This is a genomic window from Micromonospora sp. NPDC049529, assembly GCF_055586685.1.
Genome location: NZ_JBVJHT010000011.1, coordinates 64,427 through 89,925 on the forward strand (window position 1 = coordinate 64,427; position 25,499 = coordinate 89,925).

General features: G+C 69.2%; 28 protein-coding genes and 2 pseudogenes. 9 read left to right on the forward strand and 21 right to left on the reverse strand.

The window, feature by feature from the left end:
* Positions 1 to 193: 193 nt before the first annotated feature.
* The 3 genes from ACZ6QQ_RS20395 to ACZ6QQ_RS20405 are packed head-to-tail and all read right to left on the reverse strand — an operon-like array spanning position 194 to position 2,749.
* Positions 194 to 1,327 (reverse strand): DODA-type extradiol aromatic ring-opening family dioxygenase, encoded by a 1,134-nt coding sequence (locus tag ACZ6QQ_RS20395; RefSeq protein ID WP_465878054.1) that lies wholly within the window; start codon positions 1,325 to 1,327, stop codon positions 194 to 196.
* Positions 1,328 to 1,337: 10 nt separating this feature from the next.
* On the reverse strand, positions 1,338 to 2,027 hold the full coding sequence (locus ACZ6QQ_RS20400; RefSeq protein WP_465878055.1) for a 4-carboxy-4-hydroxy-2-oxoadipate aldolase/oxaloacetate decarboxylase: 690 nt from the start codon (positions 2,025 to 2,027) through the stop codon (positions 1,338 to 1,340).
* Positions 2,024 to 2,749: a PIG-L deacetylase family protein gene (locus ACZ6QQ_RS20405; protein WP_465878056.1), complete on the reverse strand. Its 726-nt coding sequence runs from the start codon at positions 2,747 to 2,749 to the stop codon at positions 2,024 to 2,026. The genes ACZ6QQ_RS20400 and ACZ6QQ_RS20405 overlap by 4 nt, the downstream gene beginning before the upstream one ends.
* Positions 2,750 to 2,939: 190 nt before the next feature.
* Between ACZ6QQ_RS20405 and ACZ6QQ_RS20410 the strand changes: the two genes are divergently transcribed.
* Complete coding sequence (locus ACZ6QQ_RS20410; protein WP_465878057.1) at positions 2,940 to 3,623, forward strand: GntR family transcriptional regulator; 684 nt, start codon at positions 2,940 to 2,942, stop codon at positions 3,621 to 3,623.
* Between the two features lie 17 nt (positions 3,624 to 3,640).
* Here the strand turns inward: ACZ6QQ_RS20410 and ACZ6QQ_RS20415 are convergent, their stop codons facing one another.
* The 10 genes and pseudogenes from ACZ6QQ_RS20415 to ACZ6QQ_RS20460 all read right to left on the reverse strand — a co-directional run.
* The gene (locus tag ACZ6QQ_RS20415; RefSeq protein WP_465878058.1) at positions 3,641 to 3,925 is read right to left on the reverse strand and encodes a muconolactone Delta-isomerase family protein; all 285 of its coding nucleotides are present in this window, start codon (positions 3,923 to 3,925) and stop codon (positions 3,641 to 3,643) included.
* Positions 3,922 to 4,641, reverse strand: a complete 720-nt coding sequence (locus ACZ6QQ_RS20420) for an alpha/beta fold hydrolase (protein WP_465878059.1) — start codon at positions 4,639 to 4,641, stop codon at positions 3,922 to 3,924. The genes ACZ6QQ_RS20415 and ACZ6QQ_RS20420 overlap by 4 nt, the downstream gene beginning before the upstream one ends.
* Complete coding sequence (locus tag ACZ6QQ_RS20425) at positions 4,638 to 5,429, reverse strand: alpha/beta hydrolase family protein (protein ID WP_465878060.1); 792 nt, start codon at positions 5,427 to 5,429, stop codon at positions 4,638 to 4,640. Before ACZ6QQ_RS20425 ends, ACZ6QQ_RS20420 begins: the two co-directional genes overlap by 4 nt.
* Complete coding sequence (locus ACZ6QQ_RS20430) at positions 5,426 to 6,280, reverse strand: ABC transporter permease (protein WP_465878061.1); 855 nt, start codon at positions 6,278 to 6,280, stop codon at positions 5,426 to 5,428. The genes ACZ6QQ_RS20425 and ACZ6QQ_RS20430 overlap by 4 nt, the downstream gene beginning before the upstream one ends.
* Positions 6,277 to 7,074, reverse strand: a complete 798-nt coding sequence (locus ACZ6QQ_RS20435; RefSeq protein ID WP_465878062.1) for an ABC transporter ATP-binding protein — start codon at positions 7,072 to 7,074, stop codon at positions 6,277 to 6,279. Before ACZ6QQ_RS20435 ends, ACZ6QQ_RS20430 begins: the two co-directional genes overlap by 4 nt.
* An 18-nt stretch (positions 7,075 to 7,092) precedes the next feature.
* Positions 7,093 to 8,193, reverse strand: a complete 1,101-nt coding sequence (locus tag ACZ6QQ_RS20440) for an ABC transporter substrate-binding protein (protein WP_465878063.1) — start codon at positions 8,191 to 8,193, stop codon at positions 7,093 to 7,095.
* Positions 8,194 to 8,289: 96 nt separating this feature from the next.
* Positions 8,290 to 9,414: a Rieske 2Fe-2S domain-containing protein gene (locus ACZ6QQ_RS20445; protein WP_465878064.1), complete on the reverse strand. Its 1,125-nt coding sequence runs from the start codon at positions 9,412 to 9,414 to the stop codon at positions 8,290 to 8,292.
* Positions 9,415 to 9,556: 142 nt separating this feature from the next.
* Positions 9,557 to 9,868, reverse strand: a complete 312-nt coding sequence (locus ACZ6QQ_RS20450) for an IclR family transcriptional regulator domain-containing protein (protein WP_465878400.1) — start codon at positions 9,866 to 9,868, stop codon at positions 9,557 to 9,559.
* The gene (locus ACZ6QQ_RS20455) at positions 9,783 to 10,088 is read right to left on the reverse strand and encodes an IclR family transcriptional regulator domain-containing protein (protein ID WP_465878401.1); all 306 of its coding nucleotides are present in this window, start codon (positions 10,086 to 10,088) and stop codon (positions 9,783 to 9,785) included. The genes ACZ6QQ_RS20450 and ACZ6QQ_RS20455 overlap by 86 nt, the downstream gene beginning before the upstream one ends.
* A 74-nt stretch (positions 10,089 to 10,162) precedes the next feature.
* Positions 10,163 to 10,306 (reverse strand): annotated as a pseudogene (locus tag ACZ6QQ_RS20460) (helix-turn-helix domain-containing protein); the annotation flags it as partial.
* Positions 10,307 to 10,457: 151 nt separating this feature from the next.
* On the opposite strand from ACZ6QQ_RS20460, the gene ACZ6QQ_RS20465 reads away from it, so the two are divergent.
* From ACZ6QQ_RS20465 to ACZ6QQ_RS20480, 4 genes are read left to right on the forward strand one after another with little or no spacing between them, the layout of a single operon-like run.
* A complete protein-coding gene (locus tag ACZ6QQ_RS20465) occupies positions 10,458 to 11,756 on the forward strand; it encodes an FAD-dependent oxidoreductase (protein ID WP_465878065.1) in 1,299 nt (432 codons plus the stop codon).
* Between the two features lie 17 nt (positions 11,757 to 11,773).
* Entirely contained in the window at positions 11,774 to 12,868 is a 1,095-nt protein-coding gene (locus ACZ6QQ_RS20470) for a cupin domain-containing protein (protein ID WP_465878066.1), read from the forward strand.
* 2 nt (positions 12,869 to 12,870) lie between these two features.
* Positions 12,871 to 13,737, forward strand: coding sequence for a fumarylacetoacetate hydrolase family protein (locus tag ACZ6QQ_RS20475; protein ID WP_465878067.1), 867 nt, complete (start codon positions 12,871 to 12,873; stop codon positions 13,735 to 13,737).
* Positions 13,734 to 14,741 carry a PDR/VanB family oxidoreductase gene (locus tag ACZ6QQ_RS20480; protein ID WP_465878068.1) on the forward strand — a complete coding sequence of 336 codons (1,008 nt, stop codon included), beginning with the start codon at positions 13,734 to 13,736 and terminating at the stop codon, positions 14,739 to 14,741. The genes ACZ6QQ_RS20475 and ACZ6QQ_RS20480 overlap by 4 nt, the downstream gene beginning before the upstream one ends.
* An 84-nt stretch (positions 14,742 to 14,825) precedes the next feature.
* On the opposite strand, the gene ACZ6QQ_RS20485 is transcribed toward ACZ6QQ_RS20480, so the two are convergent.
* The 6 genes from ACZ6QQ_RS20485 to ACZ6QQ_RS20510 all read right to left on the reverse strand — a co-directional run bounded on the left by ACZ6QQ_RS20485 (position 14,826) and on the right by ACZ6QQ_RS20510 (position 21,118).
* Positions 14,826 to 14,972: a hypothetical protein gene (locus ACZ6QQ_RS20485; RefSeq protein ID WP_465878069.1), complete on the reverse strand. Its 147-nt coding sequence runs from the start codon at positions 14,970 to 14,972 to the stop codon at positions 14,826 to 14,828.
* A 794-nt stretch (positions 14,973 to 15,766) separates the two neighbouring features.
* Positions 15,767 to 15,964: a hypothetical protein gene (locus ACZ6QQ_RS20490; protein ID WP_465878070.1), complete on the reverse strand. Its 198-nt coding sequence runs from the start codon at positions 15,962 to 15,964 to the stop codon at positions 15,767 to 15,769.
* Positions 15,965 to 16,391: 427 nt separating this feature from the next.
* Positions 16,392 to 18,602: a xanthine dehydrogenase family protein molybdopterin-binding subunit gene (locus ACZ6QQ_RS20495; protein WP_465878071.1), complete on the reverse strand. Its 2,211-nt coding sequence runs from the start codon at positions 18,600 to 18,602 to the stop codon at positions 16,392 to 16,394.
* Positions 18,599 to 19,609, reverse strand: coding sequence for an FAD binding domain-containing protein (locus ACZ6QQ_RS20500; RefSeq protein ID WP_465878072.1), 1,011 nt, complete (start codon positions 19,607 to 19,609; stop codon positions 18,599 to 18,601). The genes ACZ6QQ_RS20495 and ACZ6QQ_RS20500 overlap by 4 nt, the downstream gene beginning before the upstream one ends.
* Before the next feature lies 1 nt (position 19,610).
* A complete protein-coding gene (locus ACZ6QQ_RS20505; RefSeq protein WP_465878074.1) occupies positions 19,611 to 20,105 on the reverse strand; it encodes a (2Fe-2S)-binding protein in 495 nt (164 codons plus the stop codon).
* 521 nt (positions 20,106 to 20,626) lie between these two features.
* Entirely contained in the window at positions 20,627 to 21,118 is a 492-nt protein-coding gene (locus ACZ6QQ_RS20510) for a MarR family winged helix-turn-helix transcriptional regulator (RefSeq protein WP_465878075.1), read from the reverse strand.
* Positions 21,119 to 21,208: 90 nt separating this feature from the next.
* Between ACZ6QQ_RS20510 and ACZ6QQ_RS20515 the strand changes: the two genes are divergently transcribed.
* Entirely contained in the window at positions 21,209 to 21,790 is a 582-nt protein-coding gene (locus ACZ6QQ_RS20515) for an NADPH-dependent FMN reductase (protein ID WP_465878077.1), read from the forward strand.
* Positions 21,791 to 22,290: 500 nt separating this feature from the next.
* Complete coding sequence (locus tag ACZ6QQ_RS20520; RefSeq protein ID WP_465878078.1) at positions 22,291 to 22,476, forward strand: hypothetical protein; 186 nt, start codon at positions 22,291 to 22,293, stop codon at positions 22,474 to 22,476.
* Between the two features lie 203 nt (positions 22,477 to 22,679).
* Here the strand turns inward: ACZ6QQ_RS20520 and ACZ6QQ_RS20525 are convergent, their stop codons facing one another.
* Positions 22,680 to 23,213 carry a TetR/AcrR family transcriptional regulator gene (locus ACZ6QQ_RS20525; RefSeq protein ID WP_465878402.1) on the reverse strand — a complete coding sequence of 178 codons (534 nt, stop codon included), beginning with the start codon at positions 23,211 to 23,213 and terminating at the stop codon, positions 22,680 to 22,682.
* Positions 23,214 to 23,305: 92 nt separating this feature from the next.
* On the opposite strand from ACZ6QQ_RS20525, the gene ACZ6QQ_RS20530 reads away from it, so the two are divergent.
* On the forward strand, positions 23,306 to 23,755 hold the full coding sequence (locus ACZ6QQ_RS20530) for an SRPBCC family protein (protein ID WP_465878079.1): 450 nt from the start codon (positions 23,306 to 23,308) through the stop codon (positions 23,753 to 23,755).
* A gap of 677 nt (positions 23,756 to 24,432) precedes the next feature.
* On the forward strand, positions 24,433 to 24,924 hold the full coding sequence (locus tag ACZ6QQ_RS20535) for an ISAs1 family transposase (protein ID WP_465878080.1): 492 nt from the start codon (positions 24,433 to 24,435) through the stop codon (positions 24,922 to 24,924).
* Positions 24,925 to 25,059: 135 nt separating this feature from the next.
* Here ACZ6QQ_RS20535 and ACZ6QQ_RS20540 read toward each other — a convergent pair.
* Positions 25,060 to 25,409 (reverse strand): annotated as a pseudogene (locus ACZ6QQ_RS20540) (IS21 family transposase); the annotation flags it as partial.
* Positions 25,410 to 25,499: the final 90 nt, after the last annotated feature.

Consider the following 25,499-nt stretch of genomic DNA (forward strand, 5'->3'; position numbering starts at 1 on the left):
GGCGACGTGGGGCCCGGCGAGTTGCCCGCCGCCGACTTCGACGCGCTCTGGGCGGCCGAGCGCACGTTCATCGCCGCCCGCGAGGAACTCGGGCTGGCCGGGGCCTTCGGCAACTGACCCGCCCGCTCCCCACACACACGCCGACCGGGCCCGGGCACAGGGTGCGCGCCGGCCAGCGTACCCGCGGAATGGTTTAAAGCTCTTTTGCTTGTCGGTCCTTCTCCAGGGCGGTGACCTGGCGGGCCGACAAGGCAAGCAGCGGGTGGGCGCCGACGGCGGTCAGCGCGTCGAAGCTCTCGCTGTCGAGCAGGGCCTTGCGTTCGACGTCGCGCAGCGGGGCCTCGGCGATGACGGTCGCGCGGTCGCGGACGAACGCGGCGCGATAGTCGGCCTCGATGATAATGCGGTGCAGGAGGCGGTTGAGTTCGAGGCTCTCCGGCTCGGGGAAACGGTAGTACTTGTATTCGGTCTGGGCGAACTGGTGACCGCCGAACTTCGGCACCTCGCGGTCGAGCACCACCTGGTCGACCGGGAGCTGGGGCAGGAACTGGACGACGCCGTGGCCGTGGTGCGACAGCTCCTGGTAGGTGAGCAGGCGGCCGGGCACCTCGCCGATCAGGCCGAGCATGAGGAACCAGGTCATCAGTTCGCTCTCGCCGACCTCGTCGAGGTTGACCGGGGTGAGGGCGAGCAGGTCGGCGTAGTTGCCGCGGGTGATCTCGGAGATTACCCACTCGTCGAAGGCGAACATGGGCGCCTCGTACTTCGCGGTGCCCGGGAAGTGGGACATGCCGCCGCTGGCGATGACCGCGATCCGCTCGTCGCGGTCGGCGAGCGACTCGCGCAGCGCCTTGCCGAGCGCGTAGGCCCGGCGAGGGCTCGGGATCGGCGGCAGGTAGGTGTTGACGAGCAGCGGGACGATCGGGATGTCGCGGTCACCGACGATGAACCGTAGCGGCGTCAGGAACGCGTGGCCGAGCAGCGCGTCCTGTGAGTAGGTGAGGTCGAAGTCCCGGGCGATCGCCCCGCGGAGCAGGTGGGTGGCCAGCTCGGTGTGCACGCGGGCGGTGCGGGTCTGGGTCGTGTAGTGCGCGGTGACCTCGGGTGAGAGCACGATCGTGAACGCCGGAACCGCCTCGAGCCAGAACGTCTCCAGGTGGTCGAGGCCGATCAGGATGATCGCGTCGGGCATGGTGTCGTCGAGCACCTTGCCGAAGGCGCGCAGCCCGTCGGTGCTGGCGTCGAGTTTGCTGGCGTCCTCGTGGGGCGGGCGGCTCAGCAGTTGCGGAGCGTGGACGGCGGCGCCGGCCGCGACGATCTCTGCCACGTGGGTGCTCCTATCGGGTTTCCGCGTCGCGGTAGACGACGCCGAGCTGGGCGAGCAGGGGGCGCAGATTGTAGAGGTCGAGGCCGAGCGTGCCGGCGGCGAGCTTCGCACGTTTGCCGGCCTCGTTGGCCTCGCGGGCGTGGGACTTCTCGGCGACGTCGGCGGCGGCGAGTCTGGGCACGACGACGACCCCGTCGTCGTCGGCGACGATCACGTCGCCGGGGTGGATCAGCGCGCCGGCGGCGACGACCGGGACGTTGACCGAGCCGCCGGTGGCCTTGACCGTGCCCTGTGCGGAGACGGCTCTCGACCAGACTGGGAAGTCCATCTCGGTAAGCTCGGCGACGTCGCGCACGCCGGCGTCGATGACGACACCGAGCGCGCCGTGTGCGCGCAGTGAGGTGGCGAGCAGCTCGCCGAGCGCGCCGTCGGTGGTGGCGGAGGTGAACGCCACGACGAGAATGTCACCCTCGGTGACCTGCTCCACCGCCGCGTGGATCATGAGGTTGTCGCCCGGCTGGGACAGCACGGTGACGGCACGGCCGGCGATCCGGCGGCCGGGGTAGATCGGCCGGATCGACGGGGCGAGCAGGCCGCCGCGGCCCTGCGCCTCGTGGACGGTCGAGACGCCGGAGGCGGCGAGCGTCGCGACAGCATCGGGGTCGGGGCCGGGGATGTTGCGGACGACCACGCCGCTCACAGCAGACCTCCGGAAACGGTCGGGAAGACCCGCTGGAACGCCTCGGCGTGGGTGATCGTGCCCGCGCCGCCGTTGCGCCGGGCCTGCACGCCGCGCCGCGTGGCGAGCTCGTCGTAGTAGGCGACGAGGTGCCCCTGAGCGCCTTCCATCGACTCCATCGCCTGCCGTTTCTGCGGGAAGACGCCGGTGATGTCGAGCAGCAGGTCGGGCTTGAACCCGCACTGCTCCGGCTGGTGCGGCTCGAACTGGTAGACCTGCGGCGCGCCGATCGGCCGGGTGTCGCGGTCGTGGCCCTCGGCCTGCGCGATCATCCGGGCGCGGAGCACCACCTCGTGGACCAGCGAGTGGTCGGGGTTGTAGGGGTCGTGGGCGGGGTGGGTGAGGATGATGTCGGGTCGCACCCGGCGCATCGTCGCCACGACCGCGTCATAGAGGCCGTCGGTGGCCCGGATCGGATAGTCGCCATGGTCGAGGAACGCGATGTCGGCGCCGAGCACCCCGGCGGCCGTGCTGGCCTCCTCGTGTCGGCGGGCCTTGACCGTCTCAAGCGTCATGCCGGGCTGCTTCCACAGGCCCTGCGACTCGCCCTTCTCGCCGTAGGTCAGGCAGAGCACGTGCGCCCGGCCGCCCTCACGGACGAACGAAGCGATGGCTCCGCTGGCGCGCCACACGAAGTCGGCGGCATGCGCGCTGACGACAAGCATGGCGGATTGGTCGGTCACGGTTCCTCCTTGCCTCGGCCCGCGGCCTTAACCCGTTTCGCTGCCTTGACCAGCCAAGGCGCCGGACAGCAACGACGAGTTAACACTGAAGGTATCGACTGCTCCCAAGATTGACAATAGAATCGTTAGCAATTCCGCTGAACGCAACGGATAGACATGGGCCGCGAGGCGCCACCGAGGAGGACGCAACGTGACGACGACGCCACGCCAAGGAGAACGGCCGCAGGACACCGGTTCTGTGGTGCACGCGATCCGCGAGGCGATCCTCGTCGGCGAGTTCAACCCAGGCCAGCGGCTCATCGAAAGCGAGCTCTCGCAACGGTTCGCGGCCTCCCGCGGCACCGTCCGCGAGGCGCTCGTACTGCTGGAGAACGAAGGCCTCGCCATGCGCGAGGCCAACCGCGGCGCGCGGGTGCGGCCGGTCTCCAAGGACGAGGCGATCGAGATCACCGAAGTTCGCGCCGTCCTCGAAGGACTGTGCGCGCGCCGGGCCGCCGTCCTGGCGACGACGGCCGAGCGCAAGGCATTGCGCGAGCTCGGCATCGCCATGCAGGCCGCCGTCAAGCGTGGCGACGTGATGACCTACAGCCAGACCAGCCAGGACGTGCACCTGCAAATCCGGGAAATCTCCGGGCAGAGCACCGCCGCCGACGTCCTCAACCGGCTGCGGTTCCGCAGCGTCCGCTACCAGTTCAGCGTGGCGTTGCTGCCCGGGCGGCCGGCCGTCGGCCTCAAGGAGCACCTCGGGGTCATCAAGGCCGTCGTATCCGGCCAGTCCGAGTTGGCCGAACGCCTCATGCGCGAACACCTGCAGAGCGTGGTCGAGGCGATCAGCGAACTGCCGGAGAGCCTGCCTACGCTGCGGGTAATCTGAGACCGGCCTGGTCGGCGTCAGCGCTGCTCCTGCGGATGGGTCGCGAGCGGCTCGACGGTGATCTCCATCCAGGCGAACATCGGTAGCGACGACAGCGCGTCGTGCAGCGCGGTCGCGTCAGCGGCCTGGTAGAGCCCGATGGAGTCCCGGCTGCCGGGCACCCTCCACAGTCGAACGAGGATGCCGGCGTCGCGCAACTGCTGCGCGCGTTCGCGCTCGAGCGGTTGGAGGCGCTTGCGGATCTCCGCCCCCTCCGGCGTGGCCGGGAGCTTGTTGGACTGGCGGACCAGAAACTCGTTCACGCGGGCACTCCGGTGTTCTCGACCGCCAGCAGGGTCGTGGTGAGGAGATCGGGGTCGGTCACCGGCACCTCGTGGTCGGCCTGGATCCGCTCGACCGGCCAGCCGAGCCGTTCGGCCTTCTCCGCGAAAATGCCGAACGGGGTGTTCCAGCCCGCGCACAGCACATAGGCGCCGGCAACGGTCAACGCCGCGGCGTCGCCGGGCGAACCGTCCACATAGGTCTTCAGCGGGTGCGGGGTCAGGCGCGGGGTGACCGAACTGACGATCGCCGGATCGGTGACCCCGAGGTTGGCCAGCGGACGCGGCGGGATCAGCCAGATCGCTTCGGCGTTCGGCGCGGCCGACTCCCGATAGTGCGCGGCGGCGTGCGGGGGAAGCAACTCGATCGCGGACTGGTCGCGGTCGGGCAGGAACCCGTCGACGACGACGAGGCGACGCAGCCGGTGCGGGATCCGCTCGGCGACAGCGGTGACCACCATGCCGGCGTAGCTGTGCCCCACGAGCACGACGTCGTCGAGGTCGTCGAAATCGATGACCGACACGACGTCCTGCACGTGCGTGGCGAGGCCCACGCCCGCGGTGAGGTGGGCGCGTTCGGCGAGGCCGGTCAGGGTCGGCGTCACCACCTCGTGGCCGACGGCGCGCAGCCGCTCGGCCACCGGACGCCAGCACCATGCGCCATGCCAGGCCCCGTGGACCAGCACGTAAGTCGTCATCGCGGGGTTCGCTCCATCTCGAAGGTCGACTGTGGATCTAGCGCGTCGCGCAACCGGCCCAGCACCACGTCGCGGATCGACCGGTTGGCGCCCTCGTCGACCGGCGTGGTGGTGTTCCAGTGGTGGGTCTCCTCCGGCACCGGCACGGTGCGCACGTCAGCGCCGACCACGCGCAGCGCCGCCGCCAGCCCTTCCGACTGGCTCGGCGGCACGACCGGATCGCGCTCGCCGTAGATCAGGGTCCAGGTCAGGGTCGCGGCCCGGGGCGAGGTCGCGGCCAGCGTCGTCGGTGACGCGGCCGCGTACCGGCCGGGCGCCGCCTCGGGCGTCGCGCCCATGAGGCCGTCGACCGCCGCCGAGGTGGCGTGGTGGGTGCGCAGGTCGTAGGCCCCGTTGACGAGCACGGCCGCCGCGACCCCGGTGTCGGTGCTGAGCACGGCCGTCGCGCTGAGGTGCGCGCCGGCCGAGGTCGCGAGCACGCCGATCCGGTCGCCGTCGACGCCGAGGGTGTCGGCGTGCGCGCGGACGAACGCGAACGCCCCGGCGACGTCGTCGAACGCCGCCGGCCACGACGGCGCGCCCGGGGTCGCGAGCGTGTAGTCGACGGACAGGGACGCGAACCCGGCGTCGGCGAGCGCCTCCGCCCAGCGGGCGTAGTCGGTGCGGGAGCCGAGCCGCCACCCGCCACCGTGGACGAGAACGACGACGGGGGGCCTTCCGGTGCCCACCGGGAGGACGAGGTCCGCGGGCACCGACCGGCCATCGGCGCCCGGGAACTCGACGGTCATCCCTCCACCCCGCGCCGCCACGGGATCAGCCACCGCTCGAGCAGGTCGATGACGAGGAAGCTGAGCCAGCCGAGCAGGGCGGTGACGACCAGTCCGGCGTACATCGAGTCGATGTCGAAGACCTGCCACGAGTTGAGGATCAGCCGGCCGAGGCCGGTGTCGGAGCTGGTGAACTCGGCGGCGACGTCGATGACCAGCGCGATGCCCCAGGAGGTGCGCAGCGACGCGAAGATGACCGGCAGCGCGCCGGGGATCGCGATCGTGCGCAGGTAGCGATAGCCCTTGACGTCCAGCGTCCGGGCGACGTCCTGGAAGATCATCGGAATGTTGCTGACCCCGGCGACGGTGTTCATCAGCACCACGTAGAAGACCGAGATGGCCACGACCAGGTAGATGCTGGTGTCGCCGGTGCCGAAGATCAGCAGGAGGACGGGCAGCAGCGCGATCTTCGGCACCGGATAGGTGGCCGCGACGATCGGGTTGACCACGGCCCGCACGATCCACGACCGGGCCGCGGCGACACCGATGAGGGCGCCGGCGAGAGCGCCGATGACGAACCCGATCAGTGCCCGCTGGCCGGTCGCGCCGGTCGCCTCCCACAGCGCCCCGTCGCCGGCCATCGTCCACAGCGTCTTGACGATGGCCGTCGGCGCGGAGAAGAACCGGGAGTCCAACGCCCCGGTCTCCACGAGCACCTGCCAGAACGCGAGGATCACGAACGGCATCAACAGGTTGACGTACTGGGTGCGCCGGTAGCGGCGGGCGACCTCGCGGAGGTCCAGGGGCTTGGCCGGGTAGGCGACCTCGCGGAGGTCGGTCGGCTGCGCGGAGGGCGCCTTGGCCCGGGTCATGCGTGGCTCCCCTGCTTGGCACTGTCGTGTCCGCCGTCGACGAGCGCCTCGTGCAGCTCGGCGGCCAACTCGGCGAACGCGGAATCACGGCCGAGGTCGAAGGCGTTGCGCGGCCGCTCGAACGCCACCTGCCGGGACAGCACGATCCGCCCGGGGCGCGAACTCAGCACCAGCACCCGGTCGGCGAGGAGGATCGCCTCCTGGATCGAGTGGGTGACGAAGACGATCGTCTTGCGGGTCTGCTCCCAGATGCGGATGAGGTCCTGCTGCAGGGCGAGCCGGGTCTGCTCGTCGAGCAGACCGAACGGCTCGTCCATGAACAGGATCTCCGACCCGACGGCCAGCGCCCGGGCCACGGCGACCCGCTGCTTCATGCCGCCGGAGAGCTCGTGCGGGTAGGCGTCGGCGAAGGCAGTGAGGCCGACCATCTCCATGAGCCGGTCGACCTCCCTGCGCTGCTCGGCTCTGCCCACACCGACGGCCCACATGCCGTACGCGATGTTCTTGCGCACCGACATCCATGGGAAGGCCGACGGCTCCTGGAACACCGTCGCCGAAGGTGGCCTTCCCGAGCCGCTGTTCGTGGCCCGTACGACAAGCTGGCCCTCGGTGTGCTCCTCCAGCCGGGCGAGCACCCGCAGCAGCGTGGTCTTGCCGCCGCCGGAGGCCCCGAGGATCGCGACGAACTCGCCGTGGCCGACCTTCAGGTCGATGCCGGCGAACGCCTTGACCTCACGCCGGCCGACCGCGAAGGATTTGCCGAGACCGGTCCCTTCGATCGCGTACCCGCTCATCGTGCCTTCCACAGGTTCTCAGCCTCCGGTGGTCGCGCCGGCGGTCGCGCCCAGCGCCTTCTGCGCGGCCTCGCCGAACGAGGTGTCGATGTACTTCTGGTAGTCGACGTTCGGTGCGCTGACGAGTCCGAGCTCCTGGAACGCGGTCAGGAACATCTCGATCGACTTCGGGTCGATGTCGGCCGAGCCGCCGGTGACGTAGTAACCCTTGAGGGCGTCGGCGCTCTTGACCGTCTGCACGTGGGCCATCAGAGCCTTGGCGACGTCCTGCAGCGCGGTGGCGTCCTTGTCGCCGAAGGCCTTGTTCACCAGGTCGGAGGCCTTGAGGTAGGCCATCAGGAACCGGGTGGCGGTCTCGGTCTGGCCGGAGAACTTCGGCGAGTAGAGCACGCCGGCGATCTGGTGCTCGGTGTCGCCGGCCATTGCGTAGTTGGTGGCGAAGCGCTTGGCGGTGCCCTGCCCGACGACCGCCCCGGTGAGCGGGTCGACCAGGAAGGCGCCGTCGATGGCGCCGCTGGCCAGCGCCGCGACCTGGTTGGGCAGCGAGAGGATCTCGACCTTGACCGACTTGTCGTCGACGCCGTTCTTCTTGAGCAGCATGTGCAGGTAGGCCTGGGCGCCGAGGCCCTGGCCGTTGACGGCCAGTTTCTTACCGGCCAGGCCGGCCACGTCGCCCGGCGCGAGGCCGGACTTGGTGCTCACGTAGAGGCCGCTGGTGGTGCTGGTGTCGACGCTGCCGGCGCTGGCGACGAGCTTGAGGTCGATGCCGCGGCCGAAGGCGTTGAACAGGCCGGCGGTGTACTGCCCCCAGCCGACGTCGATCTGGCCGCTCGCGATGGCGGGGATCATGTCGGCGCCGGACTGGAAGGTCTGGAAGTCGACGGTGATGCCCTGCTCCTTGAAGTAGCCGAGGGTGTCGGCCACGAAGAAGGGGGCGTCGGCGACCAGGCCGAGGACGCCGACCTTGACGGTGGTGGCGGACGTGGGCGGCTTGGTCAGGTCGACGCCGGCGGCGTCACCGGACCCGGAACCGTTGTCGGACCCGCCGCCGCAGCCGGCCGCGATGAGGACCGTCGCCACCGCCGCGGCACATATCTTCAGTGCGTTCTTCGCTCTCATCGAACGACCTTTGCTTTTCGGTGATGGTGGGGTGCGGCGGCGCAGGGTCGTCCAGCGGTACGGCAACACGCCGGACCGCGGGAACGCAACAGCCGCCTATTCGTTGTGGGGGATCTCGTGCTGCCCAGTCAGGGGACGGGACTGGACCGTGCTGAGGTCGGGGACGCCGGCGCCGCGAAGCTCGATCGACTCGATCCTGCGGGCCCACAGGTGCCGCAGTTTGATCACGACCCGGTCGGAACGGCCGAGTCGCTCGTTGGTGCGGTCAGCGACGCGGCCCTGGCCGACCATTGCGGTGTAGTCCTCTTCGGTGACGCTCTCCGGGCCACGGTCGGCGTTCATCAACTCCTGGTGGGAGGTCTCGGTCCAGCCGCGGCCGGCACCCTTCATGAAGAACGGCACCCGCTCCACCAGGTGCTTGGGGATCACCGTGTTGCTGATCATGAGGGTGTTCTCGTCGTCGACCGGGACGAACCAGATGTGGTGGGGGAACTCGTGGTCCTCACCGGCGACGAGGTAGATGGTGATGCGGAAGAGGTTGGGAAAGAAGTAGTGCGTGACCCGCACGTCCTTGGCCCCGTCGTGACCCACCCGGGTCGCGGTGACCTCGATGCCCTCGTCGGTCTCGATGCCCTCGACCTCGGGCACGCCGTGCCAGTGCGGCTCGCTCTTGCTGTGGACGAACGCGGTGTGGACAGGGTCGACACCGTTCTCGAGCGCCTGGAAGTAGTTCATCGGCCACACGCCCGGCGGGCGGATGGCGGAAACGACCACGTTGTCCGGGTCCTCGAACGCCGGGAACTTCCACATCGGCGGCGGGACGTCCTCGTCGCCGAAGTAGCCGAAGATCAGGCCGGCGTAGTCGACCGCCCGGTAGCGCGGAATCCTGATCTTCCTGGCGAACGCCTCGGTCTCGGCCGGCATCTCGATGCACTGGCCGGAGCCGTCGTACTTCCACCCGTGGTAGAAGCACCGGATGTTGTCTTCCTCGACCCAGCCGGTGTGCAGCCAGGTGTAGCGGTGGGCGCAGCGTGAGCCGACGATGAACGGCTTCCCGCTGTGTCCACGGTAAAGAGTGAACTCCTCGCCCAGGACGCGCAGCGGCCGGGCCTTGCCGGGCTCAAGATCCGCGGACACGCCGATCGGATGCCAGTGCTGCCGGAGAACCTGGCCGCCTGGAGTGCCGGGACCGACGCCCGTCACTGGAATCGAATAGACCATCGCTTGTCTCCTTGACCGATGCCGACCAGAGGCTCGGGTGCCCACGCTAAGCAGCGACTCAGCGATTGGTCAAGAGATTGTTGACATTTCAGTTGACGTTTGGGTCACCTAAATCGTTGATCATTGATCTCCCAAGCCCTGGTCACACCTCCTCTTGGCGGAGCCGCCGGACGATCTCGTTTCGGGCCGCGAAAATCCTCGGCGCGAACTCCTCGCCCGCCTTCGATGTGGCCATCCGGCTGGCCGGCACCGCCAGCGCGATCGCCGCGAGCGGGACCCCAGCGAGGTCCGGCACTGCCATCCCGACCGCGCTGATGACGGACTCGCCCTCGCCGATGTCGAACGTGTGCCCCGCCGCCCGCACCGCGTCAAACTCCCCCAGCAGTTCGTCCCACGCGCCGATGCTGTTGGCGGTGCGGGTCTCCAGCACCCGCCCGGGGTAGCGGCGCTCCAGCTCCGAGGGGCAGCGCGGCGAGGATCGCCTTGCCGCCGGCCGTGCAGTGCGCCGGGAGCACGACCCCGGTGCGGCCGCCGACCCGCATCGACCGCGGGCTCTCCACGCAGTCGACGAACCGCACCCGGTTTCCCTCCAGGAACAGCAGGCTCGCGGTTTCCCGCGAGGTGAGGCTGAGCGCCTGGAGCGCCGGCAGCACGATCGCCGGATGTCGGTGCATCCGATCGCGGCCAGCGCGATCTCGTAGAGCGCGGGTCCCGGCCGGTAGGTGCCGTTGGGCCGGTCCTGGATCACGAACCCCCGGCTCTTGAGCGTCGCGAGCAGCCGATGGGCCGTCGAACGGGCCACGCCCAGCTCCTCGGCGGCGCCGGCGACCCGGATGGCATTGCGCTGGCCCACGAGCCGCAGCAGCACCAACGCGTTGTCGACCGAGGACATGGCCGCGTCGGTGGGGCACGCCCAGCGGCGGGGCCCGGAGACGGCGCTCGGACCCTCGGGATTCTGTCGTTGGCACCGCTAACGTTCGACATGAAGGAATTGTTTACCAAAACTCTTCTCATTAACGAAATCCCTGCTTACATTCGGCGCCATGCCCTCATCCCAGGTCACTCTCCCGTCGCCGGTCGTGATCGTGGGCGGCGGACCTGTCGGGATGACCGCGGCCACCGCCCTCGCCGACGCCGGAGTCCCCGTCGTCCTGGTCGAATCCACGCCGAGCGTGATGACCGACTGGCGGGCCTCGACGTTCCACCCGCCGACCCTCGAACTGCTCGCTCAGCTCGGGGTCGCGGACCAGATGCTCGCCGAGGGGCTGCCGGTTCCCCGCTACCAGTTCCGCGACCGGGCCGACGGCCTCGTCGCCGAGTTCGACTACGGACTGCTCGCCGACGAGACGCCGTTCCCCTTTCGGCTCCAGCTCAACCAACAGCGGCTCGTGCGGATCCTCGCCGAACGGCTCGCCGGGCGGGGCGGGGTGACGCTGCGCTTCGGCGCCCGCGCCGTCGACCTGCGCCAAGACGCCGACGGCGTGTACGTCGGCATCGAGACCGAACGGGGGCGGGAGGAGATCCACGGCTCGTTCGTCATCGGCGCCGACGGCGCCCGCAGCACCGTGCGGGGCCTGCTCGGCGTGCCGTTCGAGGGGTTCACCTACGAGCAGCGGTTCGTCATCGCCAGCACCTCGGCCGACCTGCGGGCGCTGCTCCCCGGGATCGCCGACGTCAACTACGTCGCCGACCCCGAAGAGTGGATCTTCATCCTGCGCACGCCCGAGTCGTGGCGCGCTGTCTACCCGGTGCCGCCCGAGCAGAGCGTCGAGGAAGCCACCGACCCGGTGCGGATCCAGGCGCACCTGCAGGGCATCGCGGCCAACCCGGCGGGATACCCGATCGACGACTTCCAGATCTACAACGTCCACCAGCGGGTGGCGACCACCTTCCGGGTGGGCCGGGTCGTGCTCGTCGGCGACGCCGCGCACGTCAACAGCCCGCTCGGTGGTGTCGGCCTCAACAGCGGCATCCACGACGCGATCGACGTCACCCGCCGCATCGCCCGGCTCCGTTCGGGCGGCAGGCCCGCGGAACTCGACGCCGCAGGGCCGTGCGTCTCGGAACTCGACGCCGAGTTGGACGAGTTCGACCGCATCCGCCGCCGGGTCGCCATCGACTACGTCCAGGCCGACACCAAACGCAACACCGAGCGGCTCATGGAACGCGACCCCACGCGGCGCGCGGCCAACTACGCCGAACTGCGCGCCACCGCCGCCGACCCCGTGCAGGCCCGCGCCTGGTGCCGCCGGGCGTCGCTGCTGGAGAGCGTCAGCCGGTTCGGCATCGGCCACCCACCCGCCCCGACCCCCCAGCCGACGGCTTCGGCCCCAGCACAGTGATCGAGAGGAACACGAGCATGACGAGGGACGACGATCAGCCAGGCGAAGAAGAGCTAGACGAGTTCTATGCCGATCTCCGCCGGGCCGATCTCTACCCGCTCTGGACGATCACCGACGAGCTGCTCACGCCCAGCCCGGAGCCGAAGGCCAAGCCGTGGCTCTGGTCCAACAAGGCGCTGCGGGAGCTGGCCGACCGGGCGCTGCGGCTGATCCCGGTCGAGCGCGGCGGCGAGCGTCGGGTCCTCAGTCTCGGCAACCCCGGGCTCGGCGGTACCCCGTACGCCGCTGGCACCCTCTGGGGCGCCGTCCAGTGCCTGCGCCCCGGCGAACTCGCCCCGGCGCACCGCCACTCCCCCGGCGCGATCCGCTTCGTCCTTGAGGGCGAGGGCGTGTGGACCACCGTCAACGGCGACGCCTGCGACATGCGGGCCGGCGACCTCGTGCTGACCCCGTCGTGGAACTGGCACGAGCACACCGGGGGCGGGGAGTCGGGCATGCTCTGGTTCGACGGCCTCGACCTGCCGATCGTCCACGCGCTCGACGCGATCTTCTTCGAGCCCTACCCGAAGCTGCGCCAGCCCGCGCCCGAGAAGCACAACGTGTCGCTGGACAAGTACGGCGACCGGGAACGCTTCGTCACCGGCGAGGTCAGCGATGCCCTCCACCCCGACCACTCGCCGCTGCTGGTCTACCCGTGGACCGACACCGACGCCCGACTCACCGCGCTCGCGGCGGCCGGCGACGAGCCGATGGTGAGCCTCGAGTTCGTCAACCCGCTCAACGGCGCCAGCGTGCTCCCGACACTCGCCTGCGCGATGCACCGCATTCGGGCCGGGGCGTCGACCAGCCCCGTTCGCCGTACCGGAAACACGATCTTCGTGGTCTTCTCCGGCAGCGGCCACAGCGTCGTCGACGGCGTCCGCTTCGACTGGTCGGCAGGCGACATCTTCGTGGTGCCGTCCTGGTCCGCCGTCGAACACCACGCCAACGACCAGGGCGACCTGTTCACGCTGTCGGACACCCCGGTCCTGCGGGCGCTGGGGCTGCACCGCGAGCTGCGGCTCTACGGGCCGCAGTCGGTCACCTCCACCTTCACCCCACGGGGAGCCTGAGCATGCGTCTCGCGATCTTCGACGACTACCGCCTCGGCGCGGTCACCGAAGCCGGCGTCGTCGATGTCACTGCGGCCCTGCCCTGGGGCCTCGACCCCGACCCGCTGATGGCGGGCTGGTGGCGGCGCCTGTGCCGGGACTTCGACGAGGTCAGCGACGACCTGCGCAAGGCCGCCACGGACGGTGAGCCGATCGCCCAGGAGACCGTCAAGCTCCGCGCCCCGGCGTTGAACCCCTCCAAGATCGTCGCCTGTGCGAGCAACTACGCCGCGCACGTCCAGGAGATGCACGGCGTGCAGGAGCGCACGCTCGGTCGGGTGGAGAGCTGGATGATGGACTTCGATGTCTTCCTCAAGGCGCCGTCGTCGATCATCGGCCCCACCGACGACATCCGCCTCCCGCCGGCGATCGTCACCGCCGGCCACGAGATCCACCACGAGTCGGAACTAGTCATCGTCATCGGCGCGGGCGGCACCGACATCGCGGAGGAGGACGCCGCCGCGTACATCCGCGGCTACACGATCGGGCTCGATATCACCGTCCGCAGCCCCGCCGACCGGTCGCGGCGCAAGAGCCACGACACGTTCAGCCCTCTCGGGCCCTGGCTGACCACGGCCGACGAGATCGCCGACCCGGCCGACCTCGACATCCGCCTCTCGTGCAACGGCGAGATCCGCCAGGAGGTCAACACCTCGACGTTGATCACCTCGATCCCCCGGATCGTCTCCTACGCCTCGCGGATGATGACCCTGCTCCCCGGTGACGTGATCTTCACCGGTGCCCCGCCCGGAGTCGGCCCGATCAGTCCCGGCGACGTCCTCGAAACCTCGATCACCGGCCTCGGCGCGATGCGCCACCATGTGCGATGACCGCTACGACGCCGCCGAGCCAGTCGGTCACCCCTGCCGGCCCCACCGCCATGCGCCTCCTGGTCGACCAGGTGACCTGGGAGGCCGACGGTGTCGTCTCGGTGCGGCTGCGCGCCGCCAACGGCACCGACCTGCCCCTCTGGGAACCCGGCGCGCACCTCGACGTGGTGCTGCCGAGCGGACTCATCCGGCAATACTCACTCTGCGGCGACCACACCGATCGCACCTCCTACCGGGTGGCCGTCCTGCGCGAACGCGCCGGGCGCGGCGGCTCCGTCGAGATCCACGACTCCGCGCTGGTCGGCCGCACCCTCGACGTACGCGGCCCGCGCAACCACTTCGCCCTCGACCCGGCCCCCGAATACGTCTTCCTCGCCGGCGGCATCGGCGTCACCCCGATCATGGCGATGGTACGGGCCGCAGTCCGCGCCGGCGTCCCGTGGCGGCTGCACTACGGCGGCCGCAACCGCGGGAGCATGGCGTTCGTCGACGAACTCGACCACCTCGCGGCCGCGAGCGGTGGCCGCTTGACGGTCGCCCCACAGGACGAGGTCGGCCTCCTCGACCTCGCCGCGATCATCGCCGACGCGCCGGAGGGCGCCGGCATCTACGCCTGCGGCCCGGAAGGGATGCTGCGCGCCGCGCAGTCCGCGGGCGACGCCGTCGGGCGCCCGGTGCGCATCGAACGCTTCGGCGCGGCCGGCAACCCCGGCCTGTCGGCGCCGCCACCGGCGTCCGGCAGCTTCGAGGTCGAACTCTGCCGCAGCGGCATCCGGCTGCCCGTCCCACCGGACCGCAGCATGCTCGAGGTCATCCGCGACGTGCTACCCGACGTGCCGTACTCGTGCGAAGAAGGCTATTGCGGCACCTGCGAAGTCCGGGTCGTCGAGGGCCAACCCGACCACCGGGACGACATCCTGAGCCTCGCCCAACGTGCGGAAGGCGACCTGGTGATGATCTGCGTGAGCAGATCAACCTCGGAGGTCCTCAAACTAGACCTCTAGGACAAAATCAAGATGCGGATTGCCACGGTTCGCCGGGCGCATTCGCCGTCGCTCCCGCGGACACCGGCTCGGGCGTGGCCGCCCTCACCTGCCCGGCTTGCCGTTACACGACCGATCACGCGCACCCAGGGACGCCGGGATCCCGTCGATCGAGCGGTGGTACTGAGCGACGGTGACCTCACGTTGCTCGGGGCGGCCCTCGGCGGCCGTCTCGATCAGCAGGTCGATCACTCCCTTCCGGTGTTTTGCGGTCGAAGTGAGCCGTCGTCAGACGTCCGTCCCCACTCTGCGCTGCCGGGTCCGCGTCGTGCCACGAAGCCACAAGGTTCCCACCGACACGGGCAGCGCCCGCGCGGACTTCCCCGCCGCCCAGGCGCCAGCCCTGGCCTGCAGGGCATCGGGGCGGTGCGCGTCGGGGGGCAGCGCGGCCCCGGTGCCACCCCAGGGTTCCCGGAAGTGGTGGCCGCCCGTGCCCACGCCGGAGCGACCCTGTCTACGAGAGGAGGACGTGTCCCGAGACGGTGCCTAGCGCTAGGCCGGGCAGGGCCGCGATCGCCTGCTGACGCGAGATGCCACGTCGTGACGCGTCGTTTGCCCACTCATTGCCCACCGAACAAGCAAGAGCCCGCTTCCTCGACTTGCAGAAAGCGGGCTCCGACCTGGTGTTTCATTTGTAGCGGGGACAGGATTTGAACCTGCGACCTCTGGGTTATGAGCCCGGCGAAGGAGCCGAAACCCGATTGCTTCCGGTCGATTTTCGCAGGTCAAGCCTGTTGTTCGATGATCCCTCATGATGCCTGACGCTGCCTCGTGGTGGGACGTCTGCCCGGAATTTGCCCGGAGGATGACCTTGGGACATGTCTATCAATATCGAAGATCACCAAGATAGTCCATCATCATCTCGACCTGATCGATCGAAAGTTGGCGATTCGCGGGAACGGCATCGATGATGGACGCGACCGGCGACTCGATAGATGCCAGCAGCCGGAGGGCTATCGTGCCGAGCCTCTGTATGGCCGGGCCCATCAGGTCGGGCGGCCCGGCGATGTGATGCGATGGCTGCGGAAAAGGTCGTCGAAGAAGGTAGTACGCATCGCCCGAACCTCACCCTTGTTCTCTCCCCGTAGATCGTTCGCGCCGAACCGGTACACCTCGTACCCGGCGAGGGTGAGGTCACGGGTTTGGGACATGGTGTGCGCATAGCGGTCACCATCGGGAACCACCGGCACTGCTTCGGCGCTACCTCGCGCTCGCTCGCGTAGTGCGTCTGGCCCTCGACCTCCAGGACGATCCTCACGCCGGCCGGCGCGTGGATGAGGAAGTCCATGCGGAATTGCAGAAACGCGTCCTTGCCGCGGGCCCTTACGGTCTTCGGGTCCCAGTGCCGCCAAACCTCGGGCAGCAGTGCGAGAAAGTCCTGCAGGGCGTCGCGGTAGATCTGGTGGTACAGCATGAACAGAAGGGTCTGCGGCGGCGAGTCCAGCCTGGTTTCCAGTTCTCTCTGACGGGACCGGGCGTGTGCGAGGCGGTCGGCGGCGTCGGTGAAGGCGTGCGGCCGTCCAGCAGCCGACCAGTAGTGGTCCGCCCGCTCCCCCGCCGTGGTGCGAAATGGCAGCCGGCTGACGACTTCAGCGCCGGGCACCGAGGCCATCAAGTCGGCCGCTCGCGAACGATCTTGTCAGGGGTGATGGGCAGTTCGCGGATGCGTACGCCGATCGCGTCGTAGACGGCGTTGATGACGGCGGCGGCCACGCCGGTCGCGCTGAGTTCACCGATTCCCTTGGCGCCGAGCGGCCCGGCATGTTCATCGTGTTCCTCGATGAAGGCGACGTCGATGTGCGGGGGGATGTCGGCGTTGACGGGCAGGGCGACTCCGGAGAGGTTCTGCGAGTGCCAGCGACCGAGTGTGGGCTCGTAGTGGCTCGCCTCCATGGTGGCCTTGCCCCAGCCCCACACGATGCCGCCGATCATCTGGGCGCGCGCCGTCCGGAGGTTGATTATCCGCCCTGCCCCGTAGACGCCGGTGGCGCGCCGCAGCCGTACCAGACCGAGGCCAGGGTCGACGCCGACCTCGACTAGGACCACCCCGAAGGTCCGGACCGCGATGTCGGGCGGTCCGGTGTCTACGACGGCATCGCCGGGCAGGCTGAACTCGCCCTCGACCACCAGGTCCGTGCCATGCCTCGCGAGGAGGTCGACCACCGGTACCCGGTCGGCGACGTGCTGGAGTTCACCATCGACGCAGCGCACACGGTCGGGCGGCCACCCGGCCAGCTCGGCCAGGCGGTCGCGTAGCCGGGTGGCCGCGTCGAGTACGGCCGCGCCGACGCCGATGGTCGTGGCGGAGCCGTAACTCGGCCCGGCCAGCGGCTGACAACTGTCGCCACTGCGGAGCCGGATCGTTTCCGGCGCGACGCCCAGCACGCTCGCGGCGATTTGCGGGAAGATGGTGTGCGGTCCCTGCCCCAGGTCGGCGAAGCCGCCCTCCAGGGTCAGTCGCCCCTCCCGGGTCATGCGGAGCCGGGCTCGGGCCGGGAACCGGTACTGGCCCTGGCTGGCGTCGGCCAGGCCGCAGCCGACCAGCCAGTGCCCGTCGCGGGTGCCGCCCGCCGGTCGGGTACGCCAGCCGAAACGGCGTGCGGCCTCCCCGTACGCCTGGGCGAGCTTTTTGGACGACCAGGGTTTCCCGCTGCCGGGCTCCCGATCGGCGTGGTTGATCAGTCTGAGGTCGAGTGGGTCGGTGCCGGTCGCGCGGGCCAGTTCGTCCATGGCGACGCCGAGGGCGAACGTGCCGGGGCCGTCGATTGGGGAGCGCAGGAATGTCGGCAGGTTGACGTTGCCCCGTTGGACCTGCTGGCTGGTCCTGATCGCGGGCGTGGCGTAGAGAGCGCCTGCCGTGACGGTACCGAACTCGACGTAGTCCTCGGTGAGCGCGGTGGTGTTCACGACATCGTGGCGGACGCCGGTGAGCGCACCGCTTTCATCGGCGTTGAGGACGACATGGTGGCGCATCAGCGGCTGGTAGCCGACCATCGAGTACATCTGGGCCCGGGTGAGCACGAGCCGGACCGGGCGGTCGAGCAGCCGTGCGGCCATGGCGGCGAGGATCTCATGCGGCCAGACGTACGCTTTCGTCCCGAAACCGCCGCCGGTGAACGGTGAGACCACGCGTACCTGGGAGGGTTCGATTCCGAACGCGGCGGCCAGGCTGGACTGGACTCCGAAGATGTGTTGCACCGAGTCGTACACGGTCAGTTCGTCGCCCGACCAGGTTGCCAGAACTGCCGAGGGTTCCATCGGGTTGCCGTGCCGCGCCGGCTGGACGTATCGGGCCTCGACCGTCGTCGTCGCCGCGCGCTCGGCGGCCTCGATGTCGCCGAGTTCGATCTGCACCGGCGCGAGTTCGGCGTATCCCACGTTGAGCACGTGCGGTGCCGGGGAGACTATTGGCGCGGTCTCCGGGTTCACGAAGGGCCCCGACCGGACGTCGATCTCGATCTGAGTCGCGGCCTCCTCGGCCGCCTCCAACGTCTCGGCCAGCACCATGGCCGCCGGCTGCCCCTGGTAGAGGATCCGATCGTCCTGCAGAGCGAGATGCCGGGTGGCCAGCGGCGGAATCGGGGCCTGGGCCAAGGCGTCGGCCGGTGGGGGTAGGTCACCGGGGATGAGGACGGCGACGACTCCCGGCACGTTCCGGGCGGCCTCCGGGCCGATCCGAATGATCCGCCCGGCCGGCACCGGCGCACCGACCAAGACGGCGTGCAACTCGCCGTCGAGGTGGTGGTCAGCGGCGTAGCGGGCGGCGCCGGTGACCTTCGCGGGCCCGTCGAGGCGGGGCAGTCCGGCACCTATGTGGGTCATCGTGTGGTCCTCGGGTCCGGCATCGACGCCGCCGTGGCGAGGGCTCGCAGCACAGCGTTGCGGGCCAACGGAACCTTGTGGGCGTTGTGCGCCAGCGGCCGGGCGTCGGTGAATCCGGCCGCGACGGCCGCCTCCGCCTCCGGCGAGCCCACCGAGGTACCGACCAGCAACTCCTCGGTCCTGTCCAGCCGCCACGGCCGCATCGCCACCGAGCCGAGCGCGATCCGGGCTGCGGTGATCGTCTTGTCGTCGGCGGAGAGTTTGACGGCGACCGCGGCGGCCACGATCGCGTACTCGTAGCTGGAGCGTCCGCGTACCTTGACGTACGCCGACCGGGGCGCGGGGCCGGGCACCTCGATGTGGGTCACCATCTCGTCCGGCCGCAGCAGGTGGTGCGCCGTTGGGTCGTCGGCGGGCAGGACGTGCAGTTCCCGGATGGGTATCCGCCGGGCGCCGCTCGGTGCCTCGGTGATCAGTACGGCGTCCAGCGCGGCGAGCGCTGTCGCCGGGTCCGAGGGCTGCACCGCGACGCAGTCGTCCGTCCAGCCGAAGATCGCGTGCAGGTCGTTCAGGCCGTGCCGGGCCGCGCAGCCGGAGCCCGGTTGTCGTTTGTTGCAGGGCGTCGGTGCCTCCGCCCGGAAATACGGGCAACGGGTGTATTGGAGCGGGTTCCCGCCGATGGTGGCCAGGTTGCGAAGCTGGGCCGAGGCGGCTTGGTGGATCGATTCGGCCAGCACCGGGATCTGGGTACGCACCAGATCGTGCGCGGCGACGTCGTTCAGTCGGGCGAGCGCGCCGATCCGCACCCCGTTGCCACATGACTCGATTTCCGCCAGACCGGTGAGCCCGCCGATGTCGACGACGAGCGACGGGCGCTGAATGCCCAGGCGCAGCCAGTTGAGCAGTTCGGTGCCGCCGGCCAGGAGCACGGCCTCGGCCTCGGCCTCGGCCACACTCGTCGTCGCCTCGTCGACGGTCCACGCCCGCTGGTACTGGAACGGACGCACGTCACACCTGGGCCGCGGCCCGTACCGCTGCCGTGATCTGCGGGTACGCCGAGCAGCGACAGATGTTGCCGCTCATCCACTCGCGAATTTCCGCCTCGTCGCGGACGTGTCCCTCCCGGATGCACCCGACGGCCGACATGATCTGGCCCGGTGTGCAGAATCCGCACTGGAACGCGTCGTGCTCGATGAAAGCCCGCTGTACCGGGTGCAGCGCGTCGCCGTCGGCGAGTCCTTCGATCGTGGTCACCCGCCGCCCCGACAGGGACGCCACCAGGATCATGCACGCGTTCACCCGCCGGTCGTCCACCAGCAGCGTGCAACTACCGCACTCTCCCCGGTTGCATCCCTTCTTGGTACCGGTGAGCCCGAGCCGCTCGCGGAGAAAGTCCAGCAACGTCACGCGCGGCTCGACAACTTGATCATGCTCGACGTCGTTGACCCGCAACCGGACACGTACGTGCCACGCGTCTCGATCATCTGGCCGAACCCTGGTCACACCTTCTCCCGCCGGTGTCGACGCCACACGAGCACCTGCTCGCGCTCGAACGCGTCTCGTGAGCTGACGGCTGAGGTGAACCAGCCGGCGCCACCTCACGATATTCACCGTAAAGGCCCCCTGAATCCTGTTTGCCAGTTTTCTGTCGAACCGTGTCGCCGCCCGGGATCGACGGGGTGGCCGCTCTAGCTACCGACTGGAGGCCTCGTGTCGGGTTCGCCAGGATCCAGCTTGTGGGAGTGGTTCCAAGGGTCCGTGGAGAACGAGATCCACCCCGGCTGATGTGGCGACCACCCCGGTCACCAGAGCGGCGTGGTGCGAGGCGCACCGCACGGCGTGGATACCGTTGTGCCGACCGACGGGGCCCGCCGCGCCGGAGTGAAGGCCGTGGTCAGCGTGAGTCAGGTGGTCTAGGCCGGCCGAGACCACGTCGCGGGGCTCCACGTTGGGCCACATCACCTTTGTCGACTGTTCGGTGCCGTGAAGTCGTGATTGGCGGAAACTACCGAGTCAGCGATCGGCTACTTGCCGGCCTGTGGAGACTTGGGCCAGGGCAGGTCCGTACCGGAGTGGGCGAGGGCATTGACGATGCGATCCATGCTCAGCCGCAGGGCGCGGCGGGCAGGCTCGTCGAGGCCACCGAAGATCAAGCGGCGTACGGTCTCGGCGTGGCCGGGTGCGGCGGCCCGCACCAGTTCCCAGCCTTGGCCGGTGAGGATGGCGTTGGTGTAGCGGCCGTCGTCCGGGTCGGGGTGGCGGCGGACGAGGCCGCGTTTTTCCAGCCGGGCGATGAGGTGGGAGATGCGGGACAGCTCGGCATTGGTGAGCACCGCCAGGTCACTGAGGCGTCCGGTGCGCCCAGGCATCTCGGAAAGGCCGGCGAGGACATAGTACTCGAGATAGCTGATATTGGAGTCGCGCTGTAGCTGGCGGTCGAGGGCGGTCGGCAGGAGCAGCAGCACCGCGTGGATCGAGTGCCAGATGCTCAGCTCTTCCTCGTTCAACCCGGCCATGACACGAGTGTAACTGATCACATGAACGTTCATGTCATTCGCGCTATGGTGACGCATGAACGTTCATGTCATCCGTGGAGGAACGACACCATGTCAAATCTCAAGATCGCCGTGATCCTGGGTAGCACCCGGCCTGGCCGCAACGGTAAGGCCGTCGCCGACTGGGTCCTCGCTCAGGCTGAGGGTCGCGACGGCGCCAACTACGAGCTCATCGACCTGCTCGACTTCCCGCTGCCCCATTTCGACGAGCCGATGTCCCCCCGCGCCGGACTGGAGCCGGCCGGCGACCACACCAAGGCGTGGGCATCCAAGATCGCGGAGTACGACGCATTCGTCTTCGTGACCCCGGAGTACAACCACTCCACGTCGGGGGTGCTCAAGAACGCGATCGACTACCTGTACGCGGAGTGGAACAACAAGGCGGCGGCGTTCGTCAGCTACGGCGTCGTCGGCGGCGCGCGGGCGATCGAGCACCTGCGGGGCGTACTGAGTGAGCTGCAGGTGGCCCACGTACAGCAGCAGATCAGCTTCTCGATGCTGACCGACTTCGAGAACTACTCGATCTTCAAGCCGGCCGAGGCGCACGGCAATTTCGCCGGCATCATGTTCGGCCAGCTCGAGACCTGGGCCGCCGCGATGCGCGGCGTGCGCAGCTTGACGCCGGTCGCCTGATAGGCGCAGGCAATGAGGATCTACCCTGACGCGCCGCGTCTGCGCTGCACGTAGCGGCGCCTCATCGCACGCACGGCGGCGGCCGCGAAGCGGCATGGTGGGTCCCGGGTGGGCGGCAGTCCTCAGGGGCCTGCTGCCCACCCGAATAGGAGACGGTCTCGGCCTGATGGCCGCCCGGCTGCTCGTGGTTGAGGGTCACGACGTGACCCTGCACGCTCGCAAGGATCGGCGTGCCGCAGATGCCAGCGCCCCGCCGGCGTCGAGTACCGGGAGTCGTACGTCAAGACCGTGGACGGCTTGTCCCATGTGTTCGCCGTCAACGTGCTGGCCCCGTACCTCTTGACCGGGCTTATCAGGCGGCCGGACCGGCTAATCTATGTCACCTCTATGTCAGCGCGGGGATGACAAGAAGCGGAGACGCGGATCTGTCGGACCCGCGGTGGACGCGGCGCAGTTGGAGCGGCATGCAGGCGTAGAGCGACAGCAAGCTTTTCGATGCGATGCTCTCTGCCGGGGTCGCGCGGCAGTGGCCGCACGTCCTGGAGAACTCGGTCGAGCCGGGCTGGGTGCCGGCGAAGATGGGCGGTCGCGGCGTGCCCGACGACATCAACCTTGCGCCGGTGAATCAGGCATGGCTAGCCACCAGCGACGAACCTGCTGATCTGGTTACCGGACGGCATTTTTAACATCGGCGGGCTCGGGGCGCGCCGGACGAGGTGCACGCGTCGAAACTGCAGGATGCCTTGTTGGACTACTGCGCTGAGCGCGCCGGCGTCACCATTTCCGACGAGCGCCGACAGTCGGGAGGCCGGGGGCCGGAGTGGCGGCATGAAGGCATCGGGCTCAAGTGCGCGTCCGCTGTGTTCAGCCGTCCCCGGCCGGCGCGCGGTTACCGGATCAGGCCGTCCAGGATTACCTCGAGGGCGAGTTTCCGCTGGTCGGGAGAGGCCGGAACAACCTCGACCATGTGGACGAATGTGACGACCGCATCGACATCAACGCCGGGACGCAGGCCCCCGGCGTCGGCGAGCCGGATGGTCACGGGACCCACGATGCCGGCGACGATCGCTCGTGCGCACCGCTCCGCCCGGAGACTGGTCGCGGCGAGCCGCGCGAAGGTGCCCATCGCGGAGTCCTCCGGATCGCAGAGGCTGCGGATGGTGCGGCGAAAGGCATCGCGGGGCGAACCGATCGTCGCCAATGGCGCGCACTTCGCCGTGATGGGGGCGGCCATCTGATCCAGCACCGCCTCGACCAGATCGTCGCGGGCGCCGAAGTGCCGGTACAGCGTGGCCTGGCCGACCCCGGCGAGCTGCGCGACGTCTTCGAGGCTGACGTCCGGGCCGCGCTCGACGAACGCGGCGAGAGCGGCGTCGACGATCCGTGCCCTGTTGCGTACTTGGTCCTTGCGAGCTGTTGCCATCGTCACCCCAATGGAAACGATGGTATCACTATCGTTTCCGCTAGGTTGAAACGAGGGTAATGCTCTCGTTTCTGATGGAAGAAGGGTCCGACATGAAGGTTGTGGAGACGCGGGTGGAGATCGAGGCGCCGGCCCGGGATGTCTGGGACGTGCTCACCGATTTCCCGAGTTACGGGCGAGAGGGGTGGAACGGCTACATCAGGTCCATCGAGGCTCCCCTAGTGGTGGGTGGGCCGGTGGTGGCGGAGACCTACACCGAGCAGATGGGGCAGCGTCCTCTCAAGGCACGCCTGGCTGGCGTTACGTTCCCGGAGTTGAGCTGGGAGGCGAAGCTCCCCATCCCGGGCCTAATCCACGCCGTGCACTACTTCCGGGTCGAAGCGATCAGCGAGCGACGCAGCCGACTCGTGCAGGGCGAGCGGGTCTCCGGGTTACTCACCGCAACCGTCTTCCACCTCGTCCTCAAGAGCCGCTCGGGCTTCGAGGCTCTCAACGGCGCACTCAAGCGCCGAGCGGAGGCGCGGATCGCACCGCCCCGGTGACAGTCGCGCGCCCGGTTCCACATGCGGTGGTCCCGCTGCTCTTGGCGGATGGCCGATCGAACGCCTGAGGGTGCCGTCTCCGTGCGTCAGGGTGTCCTGCCGCCGCTGGAGCATCTCACCCGCGTCGGCAACGGGCCTACCTCAACGACATGGGCCCGGCGGACTGCGTCCCCGACACCTGATCGCGTTGCGGTTGCTCGCCCGCCGTGGGCGTCAAGGTCAGCAGGGTCTTGCGGAGGCGACTGAAAGGAACCATCAACGAGTACCACCGAGCCGCCTGAACGAATCCTCGAAACCGCAGGTCAGCAACCGGAATCTAATTTCGGCATCTACACTGTTCCAGAAGATCATCAAGGTTCTCGAGGGCCTGTTGATCTATCTGTAGTGAGCTATGCCCGCGTTGTCATCATCGCTGATCTCATCGTTGTCGACTGCGCCACCCGGGTCATCTGCCGTGGAGTCGGCTGCCGGCCTGCTCGCCGCGTTGGGTTCCCTGCCTGATCCGCGTGCCCGACGTGGAGTCCGACATGCTCTGGTAACCGTGGTCGCGGCGGCGGTGTGCGAGGCCGTTGCCCGGTTACCGCTCGTACGCGGCGATCGGTGAGTGGGTCGCAGACCTACCTGCTGATACAGCGGCTGCCCTCGGCATCGACGCGGACCGGCGGCCGTCAGAGGCCATGATCCGCAGGCTGTTGCAGGCCCTGGACGCCGACCGGCTGGCCATGGTGATCGGCGCCTGGCTCGCCGGGCAGCTGCCCGCGCCGCCAGCGGGAACACGCCGGGCGATCACCGTGGACGGCAAGACGCTACGCGGCTCCCGGACCGGCGACACTGTCACCCGGCACGTCCTCGCCGCCGCCGACCAGGCCACTGGTGTCGTGCTGGCCAACACCGACGTCGATGGCAAGACCAACGAGATCACCCGCTTCGCACCCCTGCTCGACCAGCTCGGCGACCTCGGCGAGGTCGTGGTGACCGCCGACGCGCTGCACTGTCAACGTGAGCACGTCGCCTACCTCGTCGAACGCGGCGCCCGCTGGATTCTCACCGTGAAGGGCAACCAGCCCAGCTTGCGCGCCCAGCTGGCTGCCCTACCCTGGCGGGCAGTCGCCGACGCAGACCGCAGCACCTGCCGCGCGGCCACGGCCGCCGGGAGATCCGCACCCTGAAAATCCTGTCCGTCTCCACCGGGATCGCCTTCCCGAACGCCGCCCAAGCCATCCAGATCCGACGCCGCCGACGCCGACTCGATCAGCCGAAACGCTTCAGGACCGAGACGGTCTACGCGATCACCGACCTGCTCGTTCACCAAGCCAAATCGGCGCAACTCGCCGCCTAGATCCGCGGTCACTGGTCGATCGAGAACACAGTCCACTCGCCACCGGCGAAGCCCATCGCGGTGATCCGCGGATGCACCACATCCGCGCGGACCCGCCCACCCCGACCGAACCACCAGTTCTTCGATCTTCGCTAGAAACTCGTCGATCTGGCGGGCCCGGTGCGCCCGGGTCTGCGGGCTATACCCGAACTCCCGTAACTTCACATACCGGGCAACCGTGTGGTGGTCACACCCGGCCAACTCTGCCGCCGCACGGTAACTACCCGTGAGGTCGAACGCCTCCAAAATTTCCACGATCTCCCTGCCGCTTTTCACCGGTCGACCCTCGCCCACCGGCACTCTGACCTCGTCAGCGGGGAGGTATCTGGCCACCCACGGGAAGATCCCTGGCCACCGGCGGGGCGA